Raw genomic sequence first — 15,029 nt, 5'->3', positions numbered from 1 at the left:
GGAAGAAACGAGGCAGGTGGATGAATCGCAGGCAGTTCAGCAAAGCAGCAGGAGCGTTCCTCGGAGCTCTGACGGCCAAACAGACCTGGGCTACCGTGCACGGCGCAGCGAGCGAAGATGCACCGCTACCGCTCGTATCGCGCATCCGGGCCTATAACCCCGTCTGGAACTCGCCATCGCATTCTTCGCTGGACTCCATGCCTCTCTCCGGCTCGAAGGGAACGGCGCTCAACGTCTGGGTGCAGGACGGCGCACTCTACTTCTACATCGCACGCAACGATGCCTATAACGAAGATGGAAATCTCGACAAGCTGGGCTGCATCCGTCTGCGACTCGACCCTAATCCGCTGGCCGACGCGAAGGTCTTTCGCCAGCAGCTCGACATCTACACCAGCCGCATCACCGTCCACGCCGAGGATGCAATTGGCCAACGCTGCGACATTCTCCTCTGGCTCGACGTCAGCGATCCCGTTGTTCTTGTCGAAGCGCGCACATCTGCGGCTGCTCATCTCGAAATCGCGTTCATGACATGGCGCGATCAGCTACGCAACTACGCCATCGACAACTGGAACTTCCCCGGCCATAAGAACGTCGATCCCAAACTGCGTCACGCAACGGCAGACCAGGTGGAGGCTGCTGCAGATGGGCTGCTCTGGTTCCATCGCAACGACAACTCCGGCCTCGTCGTAGAGCGCCTGATTGCGAAACAGAAGTTCGAAGCCAAGGCTGACACCATCGTCGATCCGTCACGTGATCTGATCTACGGCGGCATGCTGCGCGGCAGCAGTCTGCAGCACACAGGCAAAGAGCCCCTGAAGTTTCAGCAGTGGGAAGGCACGGCCTGGAGCTATCGCAGCCGCAACCCCAGCACCACGCACCATGCCACCATCGCGCTCGCCTGCGAGCAGGCAAAGGATCTCGACGCCTGGAAGCACAACGTAACGGCTCTCGCATCACGCTTTGAATCGTCGGCAGCGAGACAGGCTTCAAAGCGCAGAGCAGAGCAATGGTGGAGCGAGTTCTGGAACCGCAGCTACATCTTCATCAATGCAAACAAAGGCGCAGACGACATCGGCTGGCAGGTAGGGCGCAACTATCAACTCTTCCGCTATATGTTGGCGTGCAATCGCGGCGGCAACCTGCCACTGAAGTTCAACGGCGGCATCTTCAACGTCGACACGGCCAATCCCGCAGGCTACAAGAGCATCTCGGGAGCGCCGTCTGATGCTGCGCCGCCGGACTGCCGTCGTTGGGGCAATCTCTTCATGGCACAGAATCAGCGGCTCGTCGGCTGGCCCGGCCTGCTGAGCGGTGACTTCGACCTGATGACGCCGTCGCTCGATTTCTATGCCGAACGCGTGCATACAGCGGCTGCGCGCTCGCAGCTCTACTGGCAGCATAATGGAGCCGCCTTCATGGAACCGCTCTCGCTCTACGGCCTGCCGGTCGAGAGCCTCTCGACCGATCATGGGCCGTGCTCATCGAAACATCTCGCATGGCACTTCTCTATCCAGATTGAGTTCGCATGGATGGCGCTCGAGTGGGCGCGCTACTCTGGGCATGAGATCAAACCGTATCTCACGCTGATCGAATCCGTCGTGCGCTTCTACGACGAGCATTACCGCAAGGAAACCAAGGCACGTACCGGCAACGAATACGGCCCCGACGGCAAGCTCGTGCTCTTCCCCATGAACTGCATCGAGCTGTACACCAACACCACCAACCCGATTGAGGTGGTCTGCGGCCTGCGCCGCGTCGTGGAAGGTGTGCTCGCGCTCCCTGCTTCGTCGGTTCCTGCGAAGATGCGCGCTTACTTCGAGCAGCTGCAACCGCATCTGCCAGAAGTACAAACAGAAGAACGCGATGGCAAACGCGTTCTTAAACCGGCGAAGGACTATGATCCTGCCGGAATCAACAATGCAACGGAGTTCCCCGAAGGTTACGCGGTTTGGCCTTATCGCATGTATGGCGTCGGCACAAAGAACGGCAGTGTCGAAGCGAACAATACGTGGGACACGATGCCGGAGAAGCGTCAGCGCGCGCTCGGCTTCATGAGCTGGCAATGCACGCCCATCTATGCAGCACTGATGGGACGGCACGACGACGCAATGCGCCTCATCACGGAAAAGCTCTCCGACAAGAATGCCTCGGCACGTTTCCCAGCCTTCTTCGGTCCAGGCTTCGACTGGATTCCCGACCACAACTGGGGAGGCTCCTCGATGATCGGCCTGCATAGCATGCTCATCGCGCCTGCGGAGAACGATGTCTATCTGCTGCCCGCGTGGCCACGCGAGTGGGACGTGGAGTTCAAGCTACACCTGCCGCACAACGGCACGATGCAGGCAACTGTCGCAGACGGAAAGCTAGCTAAGGTCAAAGCTGTATCTGCCAGTGGAGGCCACTATGCCGCACAGCTGGTGCCGCCCGCAGAGCAGAGTTAGTCGAAGATCACCGTCTTATTGCCGTAGCGCAGAATCCTGCGGTCAAGATGCCACCGCACTGCGCGTGAAAGCACGACACGCTCAAGGTCGCGGCCCTTGGCAATCAAATCCTGCACCTGATCGCGATGCGAGATGCGCGTCACGTCCTGCTCGATGATGGGACCATCGTCGAGCTCTTCCGTGACATAGTGGCTCGTCGCGCCGATCAGCTTCACGCCGCGCGTGTACGCCGCGTGATACGGGCGCGCACCAATAAACGCCGGCAGAAACGAGTGGTGTACGTTGATAACGCTTGCAGGATAACGTCTGACAAACTCCGGCGAGAGGATTTGCATGTAACGCGCAAGCACGATCAGATCCACGCCCGCGGACTCCAGCAGCGCAAACTGCCTGGCTTCGCCCTCAGCCTTGTTCGCCGCAGCCAGCGGAATAGAATGAAACGGAATTCCGTAGAACCGCGCCAGCGCTTCGCCGTCCGTATGGTTGCTGATGATAAGCGGGATCTCGCAGTCGAGTTCGCCCATTTGATGCCGATGCAGCAGGTCGGCCAGGCAATGCAGATGCTGCGAAACGAAGATGGCTACGCGCGGCCGAATCGTACCGACATGCAGCTGCGAGTCCATGCCGAAGCGAGCGGCAATCGGAGCGAAAGCCTCGCTGAAAGCCTGTATGTCGAACGCAGCTTCCCCTCCGCCATTGCCAAGCGACCACTCCACGCGCATAAAGAAGAGCCCCGCGTCGTGGTCCTGGTGCTGGTCAGCGTGGATGATGTTCGCACCAAAGCGATAGAGCTCACCCGAAACCGCAGCAACCAGTCCCTTCTGATCGGGACATGTAATCAACAGAACAGCAGAGTCGTTCTTTCGCGCTTTCATTCCCTACCCGCAATCTCTCTTCCGAAGTAAAGCACCGTCAGCACCGCAACCAGCACGATCCATCCGCGGCTCACAAGCTCCTGCGCATAGCGGAACTGGTCGAAACATTCCGCCTTGCCGAAGCTCCGAAACAAAAAGATGTCCTCAACAAAAAGCCACGCCGGGGGAACCAGCACCCATACGCCCAGCAGCCACGCCTTCGCAGCGTGTCGATTGGGAGCCAATCCTCCTGTGCGGCGCGCATCTGCCTGCTCACGCAACCAACTAAACCCCTTCGCCAGCGAGTAAAACGCGCCAGCTAAACCAACCATCGTCACCAGCAGAGCCAGCCACCCATGTGAATGGAAAGTCCCTGCCATGCAGGTCTCAGGAACGCCCTGTGTCTGGAGTGCCATCATCTTCCACTCACCGCATCCGGTCGCGCACGGAGGCCCGCACGAGATACAGAAAGAAAACCAGCACCAGCAGCGCGCGAATGAGGAAGAAGCCGACCTTTGTCTTCTCAAAAAAGAAGAAGTCACCCGAGCTCAGCACCAGGCAGCCCGCCGTCACAATCGCCCATCCCCACTTTTTCAGACGCAGCAGGCCGAAGACGCCCACCGCCAGCAACGTGCAAACCGCCAGAACGCTGTATTTGATGCCGCCTGCCCCGAAGACCCCGCGCAAGGCGGCGAAAGCATTCAGGATCGTCATGAAGATCATGAACATCGCAATGGCCGCAATGCCAGGCAACATGCCACCGGCACGCGCCTCCAGCCGACGGATCTCTTCAGCGAGCTCTTCTTTTCTTGTCTGGCTCTCGTCACTCATAAGGTATGGAGGTACTCCAGAAGATCGACCAGGTCCTGCTGATCCATCGTATTGCCCTGAGGAGGCATCATGCCTCGCCCCTGCAGGATCGTCGCCGAAACGCGCTCATTCGTGGCCGCCGCACCGCTGGGCAGATACTGCTTCTTGAAAATACCCACCAGCGGCGGGCCTGTCAGCGGAGCATTTGTGCGATCGTTATGGCACTGCAGACAGTGCGCCTGGAAAACTGCATGGCCGTGCATCTGCTGCGCATTCAGCTGACTGAGCGGAGTCGGCGGCGGCACGGATCGGCAGCCAGCAAGCGTCGTAACGAGCAATAGCAGATAGAGCTTCTTCATCTCTTCCATTCTCTCACTCTATGGATGTGCCGACTGCACCAGGAGCAGGACGGCAATCCCCATCAGGCCCAGATAAACATAACGAAGAAAGTTCTCTCCATGCATCCTGTGGTTGACGACGCGTCCTAACCAGATCGCAGGCCACAGAATGGGAAGGCACACCCAAAAGTAGTGCGTCACCGCATGGCTCCAGAGACCTGCAGCCCAATAGCCCGCCATTCCCACAATGCTTGCGGGAAGAAAGTAGCCCTGCAGGGTCGCCCGAAAGTGTTGCGCCGACCAACGGCGCATGGCTCCGTAGATCACAAGCGGCGGACCGTTCATACCGTAGGCGCCGCCCAGTACGCCGGCGCAAAAGCCGCAACCCATAAGCCAGCCGGGAGCATCGCTCTTCAACTCCGGAGGCTTGCGGCCAAGCAGCGAGTACAACGAAAAGGCAAGAAGAATGACCGCAAGCGCAATCTTCACGGCCTGCTGGTGCGCACTGGTCAGCAGCAGCAGGCCAATGGGAATCCCCAACAGAGTCGAAGCGAAGAGTCCTCCCGTGCTGCGGAGATGAATCTTACGCCAGTCCTGCACCACCACGACCGCGGCAATCGTGATTGAGATCAGCACCGCCAGCGGTGCGGCTACTGTCAACGGCAGGTAGAGTGCAAGAAGCGGAACGGCAACCAGCGCCTCGCCAAATCCAAATGCCGAGCGGACAAAGGTGGCGAGAAAGATAACGCAAAGGATTCCAACCGTAGTGCCGCTCATTTAGAAAGGGAGACTCGAAGCAGAAATTCACTCTTGATCTATTACAAGTTTAACAGACCTGCAACTGCGGATTAGTTCGCTGCAGCAATCAACCCGACGATCCTGTCCATCGCCTCGCGATCCACGTTCGAGCGCGGCGTATGTGCACTCACCATGATGGAAAAGATCACCGTCTTCCCGCTAGCGCAATCCAGATACCCGCTCAATGCACGCGCCTCGCCCAGCGTCCCTGTCTTGGCAAAGACGTGATCTTTCAGCGGAGCCTTACCAAAGCGCTCCACCAGCGATCCATCTTCGCCACCGACAGGCAAGCTTCTCTTCCAGTCGGCAAACCACGGCTGTGTCGCGGCATACTGCAGCAATCTCGCTGTCGCCCGAGGCGTAACAAGATCGTGGCCACTCAGGCCTGAGCCGTCAAAAAAAACGTAGTCGTCCTTATCAACACCCGCATGCTCGAGAAACGCCCGCACAACTCGTGCACCGTTTACTGTTGAACCGTCGCCTAGCACTGCCGCGCCAGCATTATGCAGGAACATCTCCGCATGCAGATTCTGACTGACCTTGTTCGTGACAACCATATCCTCAATCAGCACAGGCGATTGATGCTGAGCCAGAACAACTTCACCTTGTTGTGTGCTCTTCGCTGGCGAGTATTGCCGCGAAAAATCGATGTTGGGAATCGGCTCGTGCGAAGCCTGCATATAGCTACGTGAGTCTGTCGATAGACGATGCTGTGCGCGTGCCGTGCCAGTCACGACAATGCCATGCGCTTCAAGCATAACCTTCAACGCTGCTGCCGCATATTCAGCTGGATCATGAATCGCGAGCTCTTCTTCGTCCGGATGTGCATCTACCGCGATCGAGCCATAGATACGCAGCACCCTTGCGCCAGGATCTCGTTCTATCTGTACATGGCTTCCGCTCTTCACCGGACCTGTTGTCAGTGCCGCGCTATCGATGGTGTAGTAAGGAAAGATCGGATCGACAGCCACAACTGCAGGCTGTCCGGCAGCAGAACCGGGCGAGACCGTCACCTTGATCTGGTTGTCATTGATCGTTAGCGCAGAGACAGGAGCACCGTAACCCCACACCGCGTCATCGATCGACCAGTCCTCCGGATAAGGCTCCCACGGATACAACGTATCGTCGCCGACGATATCGCCGTTCACTACTTTCAGTCCCGTCTTCGCAACCTGATCGGCCATCTCTTCGAGATATCGCAGCGCTGGCGGTCCGGGAGGAGGCTGCTGTCCCGGCGCGGCCTTCGGGCGTTGCGCCGGAGGAACATACGGCATCTCGCGGCCTGAGAGATTCGCATCGCCGCCACCGACAATCACGATATCCCCTGCAAGATTCGCTGCGCCGTTAAACTTCCCGCGCGCAACAACCTTCGTCTCGAAGGTTGCCTCCGGGCCAAGCACTGCAAGAGCGGTAGCCGTAGTAAAGAGCTTGGTATTGCTCGCCGGCTGAAAAAGCTGGCCTTCGTTCATCGCATAGATCGGCGAGCCGTCCATCGCCGTCACAACAATCCCCCAGTGCGCGCGAGCCACCGCTGGCGCCGACAGCACATCCGCAATCTGCTTCGACAGCGCGGAGCATTCTCCACTGCCAGTCTTCGCAAGCACCGCACTGTCGCACCCAGCGCTCTTCGATTGCGCTTGAGTCGCGCCCGTACACACTGCCACTGTCAATGCCACTGCCAGCACTCTGTTCATGCGCGAAGTCTAGCAGGTCGGTTTCTAAAACCGAGCCGTAAATTCGACGAGAACACGAGGACGCTTAGAATCGTTGCATGTCTTTCAGGCCGCGCCCTCAGTTCGACTGGCAACTGCGCACACGCTCGCTCACGCTGGGCCAGCGCACGCTGATCATGGGCATCCTCAACGTCACACCGGACTCCTTCTCCGACGGCGGCCATTTCTACAATGAAGCCACCGCCCCAGAGCGCGCCCTGGAGCAGGCCGTTACGATGCTCGATCGCGGAGCCAACCTGATCGATATCGGCGGCGAATCGACACGACCCGGCGCAACGCCTCTAACGCCCGACGAAGAGCAGGCCCGTGTGCTGCCGGTCATCGAAGCGTTGCTGCACGAACGCCCAACGACCATCCTCTCCATCGATACCTTCCACGCAGCGACAGCGAGGCGCGTCGTGGAGGCAGGCGCCGAGATCGTCAACGACGTAAGCGGCGGCCTATGGGACGACGACATGCTCTCAACCTGCACCAGTCTGAAGTGTGGCTTGGTGCTGATGCACACACGCGGACGCCCGGATCAATGGAAGTCCTTGCCGCCACTGGCCACAGACAAGATCGTGCCAACGGTCGCGCATGAACTGAAAGCACGCATTGCTGCGGCCCACGCAACTGGCATCGCGAGCCACAGAATCGTGATCGACCCAGGCATCGGATTCGGTAAACGCCTGGACGAAAACTTCACCCTGCTGGCTCACCTTGATGCCCTTCAACATCTCAGGCTGCCTGTGCTCGTCGGCGTCTCACGCAAAAGCTTCCTCGCGCACACCTTGGCCCAGGCACCCAACCTCGCAGCCGTACATCAGGGCGTTCCGCCGCCGGTGAACGCGCGTCTGGACGCAACGACAGCCGCCAACGTCGCCGCCATCCTCACAGGAGCCCACATTCTTCGCGTGCACGACATTCAGCCTGCGGCGGAAGCCGCTGCCATCGCCGACCACGTCCTGATGGCCTCCAGCCAGTAGCCTGCGATTCTGGGCTCTGCAAGCCTCGGAAATAAAATCGGCGAGGCAAACAAAAAGCGAAATATAATCAGCCTTGAGCCGACGATGTCCTTCGCGCCCAATCCCGACCGGTTCCGCTTCCTGCATATCGACCTGAACTCCTTCTTCGCGTCCGTCGAGCAGCAGCTGCATCCCGAATATCGGGGCAAGCCCGTCGCCGTCGTGCCCACCATGGCCGACACCACCTGCTGCATCGCCGCCAGCTACGAGGCCAAGGCCTTCAACGTGAAGACCGGCACGCAGGTAGGCGAGGCGAAGAAGATGTGCCCCGGCATCATCCTCGTCGAGGGCGACCACACCGAGTACGCGAAATACTCCAAGGCCATCAACGACGCCGTCGATCTTGTCTGCCCCGTCGCGCACAATCCCTCCATCGACGAGATGTGCTGCGAGCTGATCGGCCGCGAACAGGAGCCTCCCCGCGCACGCAGGATCGCCCTCGACATCAAGCAATCCATTTACAAAAATGTAGGCGAAGCACTGCGCTGCTCCATCGGCATGGCTCCCAACCGCTACCTCGCCAAAATTGCGAGCGACATGCAGAAGCCCGATGGACTTATCGGCTTGCTGCCCTCGCAGCTTCCACGCGCCGTAGCCCATCTTGATCTGCGCGACCTGCCTGGAGTCGGCGCACGCACCGAGGCACGTCTGCATGCCAAAGGCATTACGACCATGGAGCAGTTGCTCGCACTCGACCGCACCGGCATGCATACCCTGTGGAACAGCGTCTGGGGCGACCGCATGTACCACTGGCTGCGCGGCGGCGTGACCGGCGACGATGGCGCAACAGTCACAGGCGACGTGCAGAAGTCGCTCGGCCACTCGCACGTGATGGCCCCGGAGTTCCGCACGGACGAAGGTGCATGGGCCATCGCCAACAAGCTGCTGCACAAGGCCGCGATGCGCCTCCGCATGGAGAAGTTCTACACAGGCTCCATGTCTATCGTCATCCGGTACCAGCTCACGCGCGAGCAGGCCGAACGCATGAAGTCGAAGCGCCACTTCAGTGGCATCAAGCAATCAGGTTGGGGCATGGAGGCACGCTTCCGCCAGTGCCAGGACACGCTCACGCTGCTCGAAGCCATGCGCGGCATGTGGCAGCGCCGCCCGCAAGGCGAGGAGTTCCGGCGTCCCTTCTTCGTCGGCGTCACACTGCGCGACCTCGTACCGGAAAACGAGCACCAGGAAGAACTCTTCGGCGATTCCGGCAACCGCACACAACTCTCAGCCACGATGGACAAGCTCAACCTCAAATACGGACACACCACGCTGCACTTCGGCAGCATGCTTCCCGCACGCGAAAGCGCACCCACACGCATCGCGTTCACGCAGATTCCCGTGCAGTATGGCGTGGACTATATGTAGGGCTGAATAACCGAACAGCTATGTCCAGAACAATGGATACCCATGGAGCGAATGAATGCAGAATCCTCCCTTCAAAGTCATCGATCTTGCGCTTGAATCAGCACGTTCTAAGAGCTACGATAACCATTCCATTGCCAACGTAAATGACCATGAAATTCGAATAAGCACCATAACCGAGGCTTACCATTGGCACCGTCATCCCGATTCCGACGAAAGCTTCCTGGCGCTGGAAGGCGGCCTCTTCATTGATTTTGATGATCGAACGATCGAACTCTTGCCAGGACAGATGATCACTGTCCATCGAGGCGTTCGTCACCGCACGAGGCCAATCGGGAAGCGTTCGGTTAATCTAACGTTTGAGCGAGCCGACGCGCAGAGCGAGATGCTTATCGCACCGGGGGAATGAACTCCTTGAACTACACCGGCCGTCTCGCCCCATCCCCCACCGGCCTCCTCCACCTCGGCCACGCCGCCACCTTCTGGACGGCCTATCAACGCGCACAACAACACAACGGCACACTCCTGCTCCGCAACGAAGACCTCGACCCGCAGCGCTCTAAACAGGAATACGTCGACGCCATGATCGAAGACCTCACATGGCTCGGCATCGAGTGGACGCCACCAGTCATTACGCAATCCAAACGCATCCCGCTCTACCGCGAAGCCTTCGAGCGCCTGCTCTCGACCGGCCACGCCTACGCCTGCACCTGCAGCCGCAAAGACCTCGCGCAGATGATCGCCGCACCGCACGAAGATACCGACGACGAACCCGTCTACAGCGGAAGATGCCGCCCCGCGAAAGGCACGCCACCACAGGCCTTCCAACCAAACATGAACTACCGCTTCCGCATTCCCGACGAAGAAACCATCTCCTTCACCGATCTCAACCTCGGCCCACAAAGCTTCACCGCCGGCAAGGATTTCGGAGACTTCCTCATCTGGCGTAAGGACGACCTCCCCAGCTATCAGCTCGCTTGTGTCGTCGACGACGCCGAGACGCACATCACCGAAGTCGTTCGCGGATCCGACCTGCTCAAATCCACCGCACGTCAGATCCTGCTGCAACGCGCACTCGCGCTGCCTGCAGTCGACTACTTTCATACACCGCTATTACGTGATGAACACGGCGTGCGCCTTGCCAAGCGCCATGACGCGCTCGCTCTACGCACGCTGCGCCAGCAGGGACACTCGCCTGAAGATGTGGTGCGAATGTTCTCTACGTAACCATCCGCACCGCTACATCGAACTACTCTTCGTCGCTCGGCCCATTCACAATAGCCTGCGTCTCCGCCCACGGCTTCATTCTGTACTCATGCGGAGGCGTGTCTCCCGCAAGGTATTGCACGAAGTAGTCCCAACGCCGCCGCGTCATGTACGGCGTTGCCGCGCCGTAGCCATGCTGCACGTTGGGAATCATCAGCAGATCAAAATCCTTGTTCGCCTTGATCAGCGCATCGACCACAAGCAGCGTGTTGTTCGGCGGCACATTGTTGTCCATCGTGCCGTGAGCCAGCAGCAGATGTCCCTTCAGATTTTTGGCGATGTACTGATTTGCCTGGCTGTCGTAGTTACTCTTGCCGTCCGCGCTCTTCACCTCAAGCCCGGCCCAGCGCTCCGCCCAATCATCTTCATAATCGCGCTGATCGTGATTGCCGCTCTCGGCGATACCCACCTTGAAGAAATCCGGATAGTTGAACATCGCCGCAGCCGTCGCATTGCCGCCGCCCGAGTGCCCATACATACCCGCCTTGTCGAGATCGATCCACGCATAACGTGCTGCGAGGTCCTTCATCCCCGCAACCTGATCGGGAATCGTGTTGTCGCCCAGGTTGCCGTAGTATGCCTCGTGAAACGCCTTCGAGCGCCACGGCGTCCCCATGCCGTCGATGCAGACAACGATGAAGCCCAGCTCCGCCAGCGACTGCATATCGCCATGCGCTGCGGCAAAGCTGCGGCTCCCGCACGACCCCGTCTGCGGCCCGGGATAGACATGATTCACAATCGGATACTTTTTCGTCGCATCGAAGTTCGTCGGCTTGAACAGGAAGCCGTACAGATCCGTCTTGCCGTCGCGCCCCTTCACCGTAATCGGCATCGGCGGAACCCATCCCGCGGCCTTCAACGTAGAGATGTCCTGCTTCGTGACCTCCATCACCTCGTCGCCGCTCGTCGAGCGCAGCCGTGTCGTCTGCGGCTCCGTCGCCGTCGAAGCAACGTCGACGAAATACTTCCCATCGGGTGATGGAGTAATCGCATGGTCTGCATCCTCAGGCGTCAGCAGCTTCATGCCCGTGCCATCGAAGTGGATGCTGTAATAGTGGCGGAAGTAAGGATCGCGCCCCGTCTCCTTGCCGACCGCCTCGAAGTAAAGCTTGCGCCCAGCCGCATCGATCAGCATCACCTGCGTCACATTGCCTTCGCCATGCGTGATCTGGTTCTTCAGCTTGCCGTTGCCGTCGTACAGATACATCTGTCCCCAGCCACCGCGCTCGCTGAACCACAAAAATTCATTCGTGCCCGAGAGATACCGCCAGTTCGAACGCCCATTCCCGCTCTCGAAAAACTTCGGAGCAGTCTCCGTCATCACCTCGCGCACATCGCCCGTAGCCACGTCGGCCACACGCAGCCACTCCTGCTTGTGATCGCGCGAAGTAGAAACAAAGGCAAGATGCTTTCCATCATCGCTCCACTGCACATCCTCCCACTCGCCATCATCGCTGCGGCAACTGATGTCATCGCACAGCATCGAACGGTGCTGATCCGGCGGCATCTTCAGACGAACAACCTTCGGTGACTCCACATCGACGATCACGCGCTCGATCATCGTCACATCTTTATCGCCCACCAGCGGATACTTCCACGCCTTCAGCTGCGGATGCCCGTTCGTCGTAGGCACCAGGTACATCTCGCCCGTCTTTCGCTGGTCCTGTTGAAATGTGGCAATCTTCTTTCCGTCCGGCGACCAGACCAGGATCGGCCGATCGCTCGACTGCCACCCTGCGTTGTCCGTCGCATAGCCATAATCCTTCACGCCATCCATGGTCAGCTGCGTCTCTTTGCCGGTGGCCACATCACGCACCCAAAGATTCCAGTCGCGAATAAACGCCGCCTTCTTTCCATCCGGCGACAGAGCAAACGGAGGCCGCTCACGCCTTCCACCACGAGCAGGCGACGCCGCCTTCGCATCGTCCTTCTGCGCATCTGTCGAAACGCACTTGCCCTCTCCACTCATATCGCAGCGCCAGTGCCTTCCACGCGCTTCGAGCGCAACCACCGTATCGCCGTCGCTCAGCGCAAACTCCGCAATCGGTAGCCTCTTCGCATCGAGCTTTGTGCCTGCGGCAGTACTCAGCGCCTTCGCCAGTTTCTCCCGGTCGAACGCGGCAGCCTTTGTCTTCTTCACCGGATCGACCAACATGAACGTCGTTCCATCCGCAGCAGAATCGCGATACCAGAATCTTCCATCGCCCATCCACACCGGATTACTCACGCTGTGATAAACCAGCGGATTCACGTTGTAGTTCATAAAGCTCTCGGCGTGTGCGTAATCCGCCGTCGTCACCTGCCTGCCTTGTGCCCACCCGGCTACCGCAATCGGCGCAAGCAGCACACTGCTCCAGACGCGCAAACTCTTCCCTGACGACATACCTCTGCTCCTCCTAAGAAGTCGTATCTGGCCCTTATTTTTTGAACTGTGCCAGCAGTCTATCGTCACCGGCGCTTTTGGCAACAGCAAAGACCTTACTTTCCGGACTCGCTGGTTGCCTTCCTCAGCATCTGCCGCAACACGCCCATCCATACCGGAACATCCACCGCGCTCAACCCCATGCGCACCACCAGCCTGCGTATCTGCTCTTCGCTCGAGTTCGATGGATGCCGCCGTTTATATCCCGTCACCTCCAGCACCTCGCTCAGCAGAGTCGCCACGCGCTCTACCTCGGCAGCGGCAGCAGCCTCGCGCACGCCGACGCCCGTGTGAACACCCGCAGTTCGCACCAGCTCGTACAGACACACCGCCACGGCCTGTCCCAGGTTCATCGAAGGATGCCGCACATCCTCGTGCTCATACATCGGAATCGTCAGAAGAAAATTGCAGTAGCTCAGCTCCGTATTGCTCAGGCCCGTTTTCTCCGAGCCAAACAACAGTGCCACGCGGCCATTATCACTCGCGGCTTCAGCCTTGATCAGCGCACCAGCTTCCACCAGAGCATGCAGCGGATGCTCCAGCGCTCGTTCGCCGACAGCAGTCGTCCCTACCACCAGCGTGCAGTCAGCCACAGCCTCCGCTACCGATTCGAACGCCTTCGCCCCAGCCATCACCGCCGAAGCATCCACAGCCGAGCGCGCCGTCTCAAACGAGACGCGATACTCATTCACAATGCGCAGATCGCGAAAGCCAAAGTCATGCATCGCTCGCGCCACCGCACCAATATTGTTGGAATTGCGCGCACGCACCAGCACCACAACCACGCGCTCCAGTAACGGATGACTCACCGCTTCATTCTAGCGACAAAAAGAAAAGCGATCCGGACATGAATCCGGACCGCCTCCCTCTAACCAGAGTTGTCGTATTTTTGTATTTGTCTCTACGACCTTTTACCGGGGACCACGCGCCCCGTTATGCCTGTCTTCATGGATCTGCTGGCTGGCGCGATTCTGCTCGCGGTTCACCTGCTGCCGCTCAGGCTGTGTCAGGTGTCCCCCGTTTGCCTGGCGATCCTGACGAACCTGCTGATTGATGTTCGCCTCACGGTTCTCCAGATGCTGCGTCTCACGCGGAGTCAGCTGACCCGAGCTAACGCCATTGGCGATCCGCTGCTGCTGGTTCACCTGACGCTGCCCCACCTGCGACATCGCCATCGTCCGCGGCTGTCCATGGTTGACCGAGGCAAGCTGGCCGCGATCGTTCCGCATCGCCTGCTCATGCGACATCTGGTTCGCCGTCGGCTGATAGTGATGCTCGTTGAACGCCGCCTGCTCCGACGCCGTAGGACGCGCCTGGATGCCGCCGTTGCCGCCGTTGTAGCTCACACGGTTCACATTGTTCACCACCACCGTCTTGTTGTAGACATTGGTGACGTGCACGTTCGTGATGTTGTTCACCGAGCGGTTATACGCAAACACGCCATGATTCCAGTAGCCGCCCTCATACCCAACGCCACCGTAGCCGAAGCCATAGTTCACGCCGCCGTAGAAGCCGATATGCGGACCCCAGTACCCGGCATGGAACAGATACGCACCGCCGCTCCAGCCCCAGTAGCCCGGCGTCCACAGCATGCCCACCGCAGGCGGCATCACCCACACGCCTGGAACCCAGTAATAACCCGCAGGACCCCACGCCCAATAGCCGGGTGTCCAGATGTAACCCGGCGCCGGAATCGCGGGCTGCGCATACACCGGCAACGCAGGCGGTGGCGTACCCACCGAGATAGCAATACTGACCGATGCATGCGAAGCCATCGGGGCCGCCGCAACCACTGCCGCTGCTGCTGCAAGAATCACAACCCGGACTGTTTTCAAAGAAGCCATTTTCATAATCCTCACAAAACCACAGACAGGTAGACCCCAATCACCCCCTGAAGTTTCCCCCGAATGCCAAAATCTCCTGCCCCAGGCGCAACTTAAGTTGCACACTCTCCCGCAACCCTTTACCCCTGAATTGCATCGCGCGCTCCGTCATTTAAAC

The 15,029-nt window shown here is 59.3% G+C and carries 14 protein-coding genes; 5 read left to right on the top strand and 9 right to left on the bottom strand.

Translation table 11 applies throughout. The features are described 5' to 3' along the window. The first annotated feature begins 20 nt into the window (after nt 1-20). Nucleotides 21-2,441, top strand: coding sequence for a DUF5703 domain-containing protein (locus tag KFE13_RS11585; RefSeq protein ID WP_260703284.1), 2,421 nt, complete (start codon nt 21-23; stop codon nt 2,439-2,441). On the opposite strand, the gene purU is transcribed toward KFE13_RS11585, so the two are convergent. The 6 genes from purU to dacB form a co-directional block, all read right to left on the bottom strand. Continuing rightward, the gene (purU, locus tag KFE13_RS11580) at nt 2,438-3,316 is read right to left on the bottom strand and encodes a formyltetrahydrofolate deformylase (protein ID WP_260703283.1); all 879 of its coding nucleotides are present in this window, start codon (nt 3,314-3,316) and stop codon (nt 2,438-2,440) included. The genes KFE13_RS11585 and purU overlap by 4 nt on opposite strands. Next, nucleotides 3,313-3,714 (bottom strand): hypothetical protein, encoded by a 402-nt coding sequence (locus KFE13_RS11575; RefSeq protein WP_260703282.1) that lies wholly within the window; start codon nt 3,712-3,714, stop codon nt 3,313-3,315. Before KFE13_RS11575 ends, purU begins: the two co-directional genes overlap by 4 nt. A gap of 7 nt (nt 3,715-3,721) precedes the next feature. Beyond that, a complete protein-coding gene (locus tag KFE13_RS11570; RefSeq protein WP_260703281.1) occupies nt 3,722-4,126 on the bottom strand; it encodes a hypothetical protein in 405 nt (134 codons plus the stop codon). Further along, entirely contained in the window at nt 4,123-4,464 is a 342-nt protein-coding gene (locus tag KFE13_RS11565; protein ID WP_260703280.1) for a c-type cytochrome, read from the bottom strand. The genes KFE13_RS11570 and KFE13_RS11565 overlap by 4 nt, the downstream gene beginning before the upstream one ends. A gap of 18 nt (nt 4,465-4,482) precedes the next feature. Next, entirely contained in the window at nt 4,483-5,220 is a 738-nt protein-coding gene (locus KFE13_RS11560) for a sulfite exporter TauE/SafE family protein (protein ID WP_260703279.1), read from the bottom strand. A gap of 71 nt (nt 5,221-5,291) precedes the next feature. Further along, the gene (dacB, locus tag KFE13_RS11555) at nt 5,292-6,917 is read right to left on the bottom strand and encodes a D-alanyl-D-alanine carboxypeptidase/D-alanyl-D-alanine endopeptidase (protein ID WP_260703278.1); all 1,626 of its coding nucleotides are present in this window, start codon (nt 6,915-6,917) and stop codon (nt 5,292-5,294) included. A gap of 95 nt (nt 6,918-7,012) precedes the next feature. Between dacB and folP the strand changes: the two genes are divergently transcribed. From folP to gluQRS, 4 genes are all read left to right on the top strand, one after another. Then, the gene (folP, locus tag KFE13_RS11550) at nt 7,013-7,939 is read left to right on the top strand and encodes a dihydropteroate synthase (RefSeq protein ID WP_260703277.1); all 927 of its coding nucleotides are present in this window, start codon (nt 7,013-7,015) and stop codon (nt 7,937-7,939) included. A gap of 84 nt (nt 7,940-8,023) precedes the next feature. Then, complete coding sequence (locus tag KFE13_RS11545; protein ID WP_260703276.1) at nt 8,024-9,343, top strand: Y-family DNA polymerase; 1,320 nt, start codon at nt 8,024-8,026, stop codon at nt 9,341-9,343. Between the two features lie 55 nt (nt 9,344-9,398). Then, on the top strand, nt 9,399-9,749 hold the full coding sequence (locus tag KFE13_RS11540; protein ID WP_260703275.1) for a cupin domain-containing protein: 351 nt from the start codon (nt 9,399-9,401) through the stop codon (nt 9,747-9,749). After that, entirely contained in the window at nt 9,746-10,567 is an 822-nt protein-coding gene (gluQRS, locus tag KFE13_RS11535; protein WP_260703274.1) for a tRNA glutamyl-Q(34) synthetase GluQRS, read from the top strand. The genes KFE13_RS11540 and gluQRS overlap by 4 nt, the downstream gene beginning before the upstream one ends. A gap of 22 nt (nt 10,568-10,589) precedes the next feature. Here the strand turns inward: gluQRS and KFE13_RS11530 are convergent, their stop codons facing one another. The 3 genes from KFE13_RS11530 to KFE13_RS11520 all read right to left on the bottom strand — a co-directional run bounded on the left by KFE13_RS11530 (nt 10,590) and on the right by KFE13_RS11520 (nt 14,872). Next, nucleotides 10,590-12,989, bottom strand: coding sequence for a S9 family peptidase (locus tag KFE13_RS11530; RefSeq protein ID WP_260703273.1), 2,400 nt, complete (start codon nt 12,987-12,989; stop codon nt 10,590-10,592). Nucleotides 12,990-13,084: 95 nt separating this feature from the next. Continuing rightward, complete coding sequence (locus KFE13_RS11525; protein ID WP_260703272.1) at nt 13,085-13,837, bottom strand: RNA methyltransferase; 753 nt, start codon at nt 13,835-13,837, stop codon at nt 13,085-13,087. A 102-nt stretch (nt 13,838-13,939) separates the two neighbouring features. After that, entirely contained in the window at nt 13,940-14,872 is a 933-nt protein-coding gene (locus KFE13_RS11520) for a YXWGXW repeat-containing protein (protein ID WP_260703271.1), read from the bottom strand. Nucleotides 14,873-15,029 lie beyond the last annotated feature (157 nt).

It is taken from the genome of Edaphobacter flagellatus (assembly GCF_025264665.1).
GTDB classification, from domain to species: Bacteria; Acidobacteriota; Terriglobia; order Terriglobales; family Acidobacteriaceae; genus Edaphobacter; species Edaphobacter flagellatus.
This window is presented reverse-complemented; position numbering and strand designations above follow the sequence as displayed.

Bases quoted from the DNA above. Each gene is read 5' to 3' on its own strand.
- folP (WP_260703277.1), top strand. From the start codon at position 7,013: ATGTCTTTCAGGCCGCGCCCTCAGTTCGACTGGCAACTGCGCACACGC.
- purU (WP_260703283.1), bottom strand. From the start codon at position 3,316: ATGAAAGCGCGAAAGAACGACTCTGCTGTTCTGTTGATTACATGTCCC.
- KFE13_RS11560 (WP_260703279.1), bottom strand. From the start codon at position 5,220: ATGAGCGGCACTACGGTTGGAATCCTTTGCGTTATCTTTCTCGCCACC.
- KFE13_RS11565 (WP_260703280.1), bottom strand. From the start codon at position 4,464: ATGAAGAAGCTCTATCTGCTATTGCTCGTTACGACGCTTGCTGGCTGC.
- gluQRS (WP_260703274.1), top strand. From the start codon at position 9,746: ATGAACTCCTTGAACTACACCGGCCGTCTCGCCCCATCCCCCACCGGC.
- KFE13_RS11530 (WP_260703273.1), bottom strand. From the start codon at position 12,989: ATGTCGTCAGGGAAGAGTTTGCGCGTCTGGAGCAGTGTGCTGCTTGCG.
- KFE13_RS11575 (WP_260703282.1), bottom strand. From the start codon at position 3,714: ATGATGGCACTCCAGACACAGGGCGTTCCTGAGACCTGCATGGCAGGG.
- KFE13_RS11520 (WP_260703271.1), bottom strand. From the start codon at position 14,872: ATGGCTTCTTTGAAAACAGTCCGGGTTGTGATTCTTGCAGCAGCAGCG.
- KFE13_RS11545 (WP_260703276.1), top strand. From the start codon at position 8,024: ATGTCCTTCGCGCCCAATCCCGACCGGTTCCGCTTCCTGCATATCGAC.
- KFE13_RS11540 (WP_260703275.1), top strand. From the start codon at position 9,399: ATGCAGAATCCTCCCTTCAAAGTCATCGATCTTGCGCTTGAATCAGCA.
- KFE13_RS11570 (WP_260703281.1), bottom strand. From the start codon at position 4,126: ATGAGTGACGAGAGCCAGACAAGAAAAGAAGAGCTCGCTGAAGAGATC.
- KFE13_RS11585 (WP_260703284.1), top strand. From the start codon at position 21: ATGAATCGCAGGCAGTTCAGCAAAGCAGCAGGAGCGTTCCTCGGAGCT.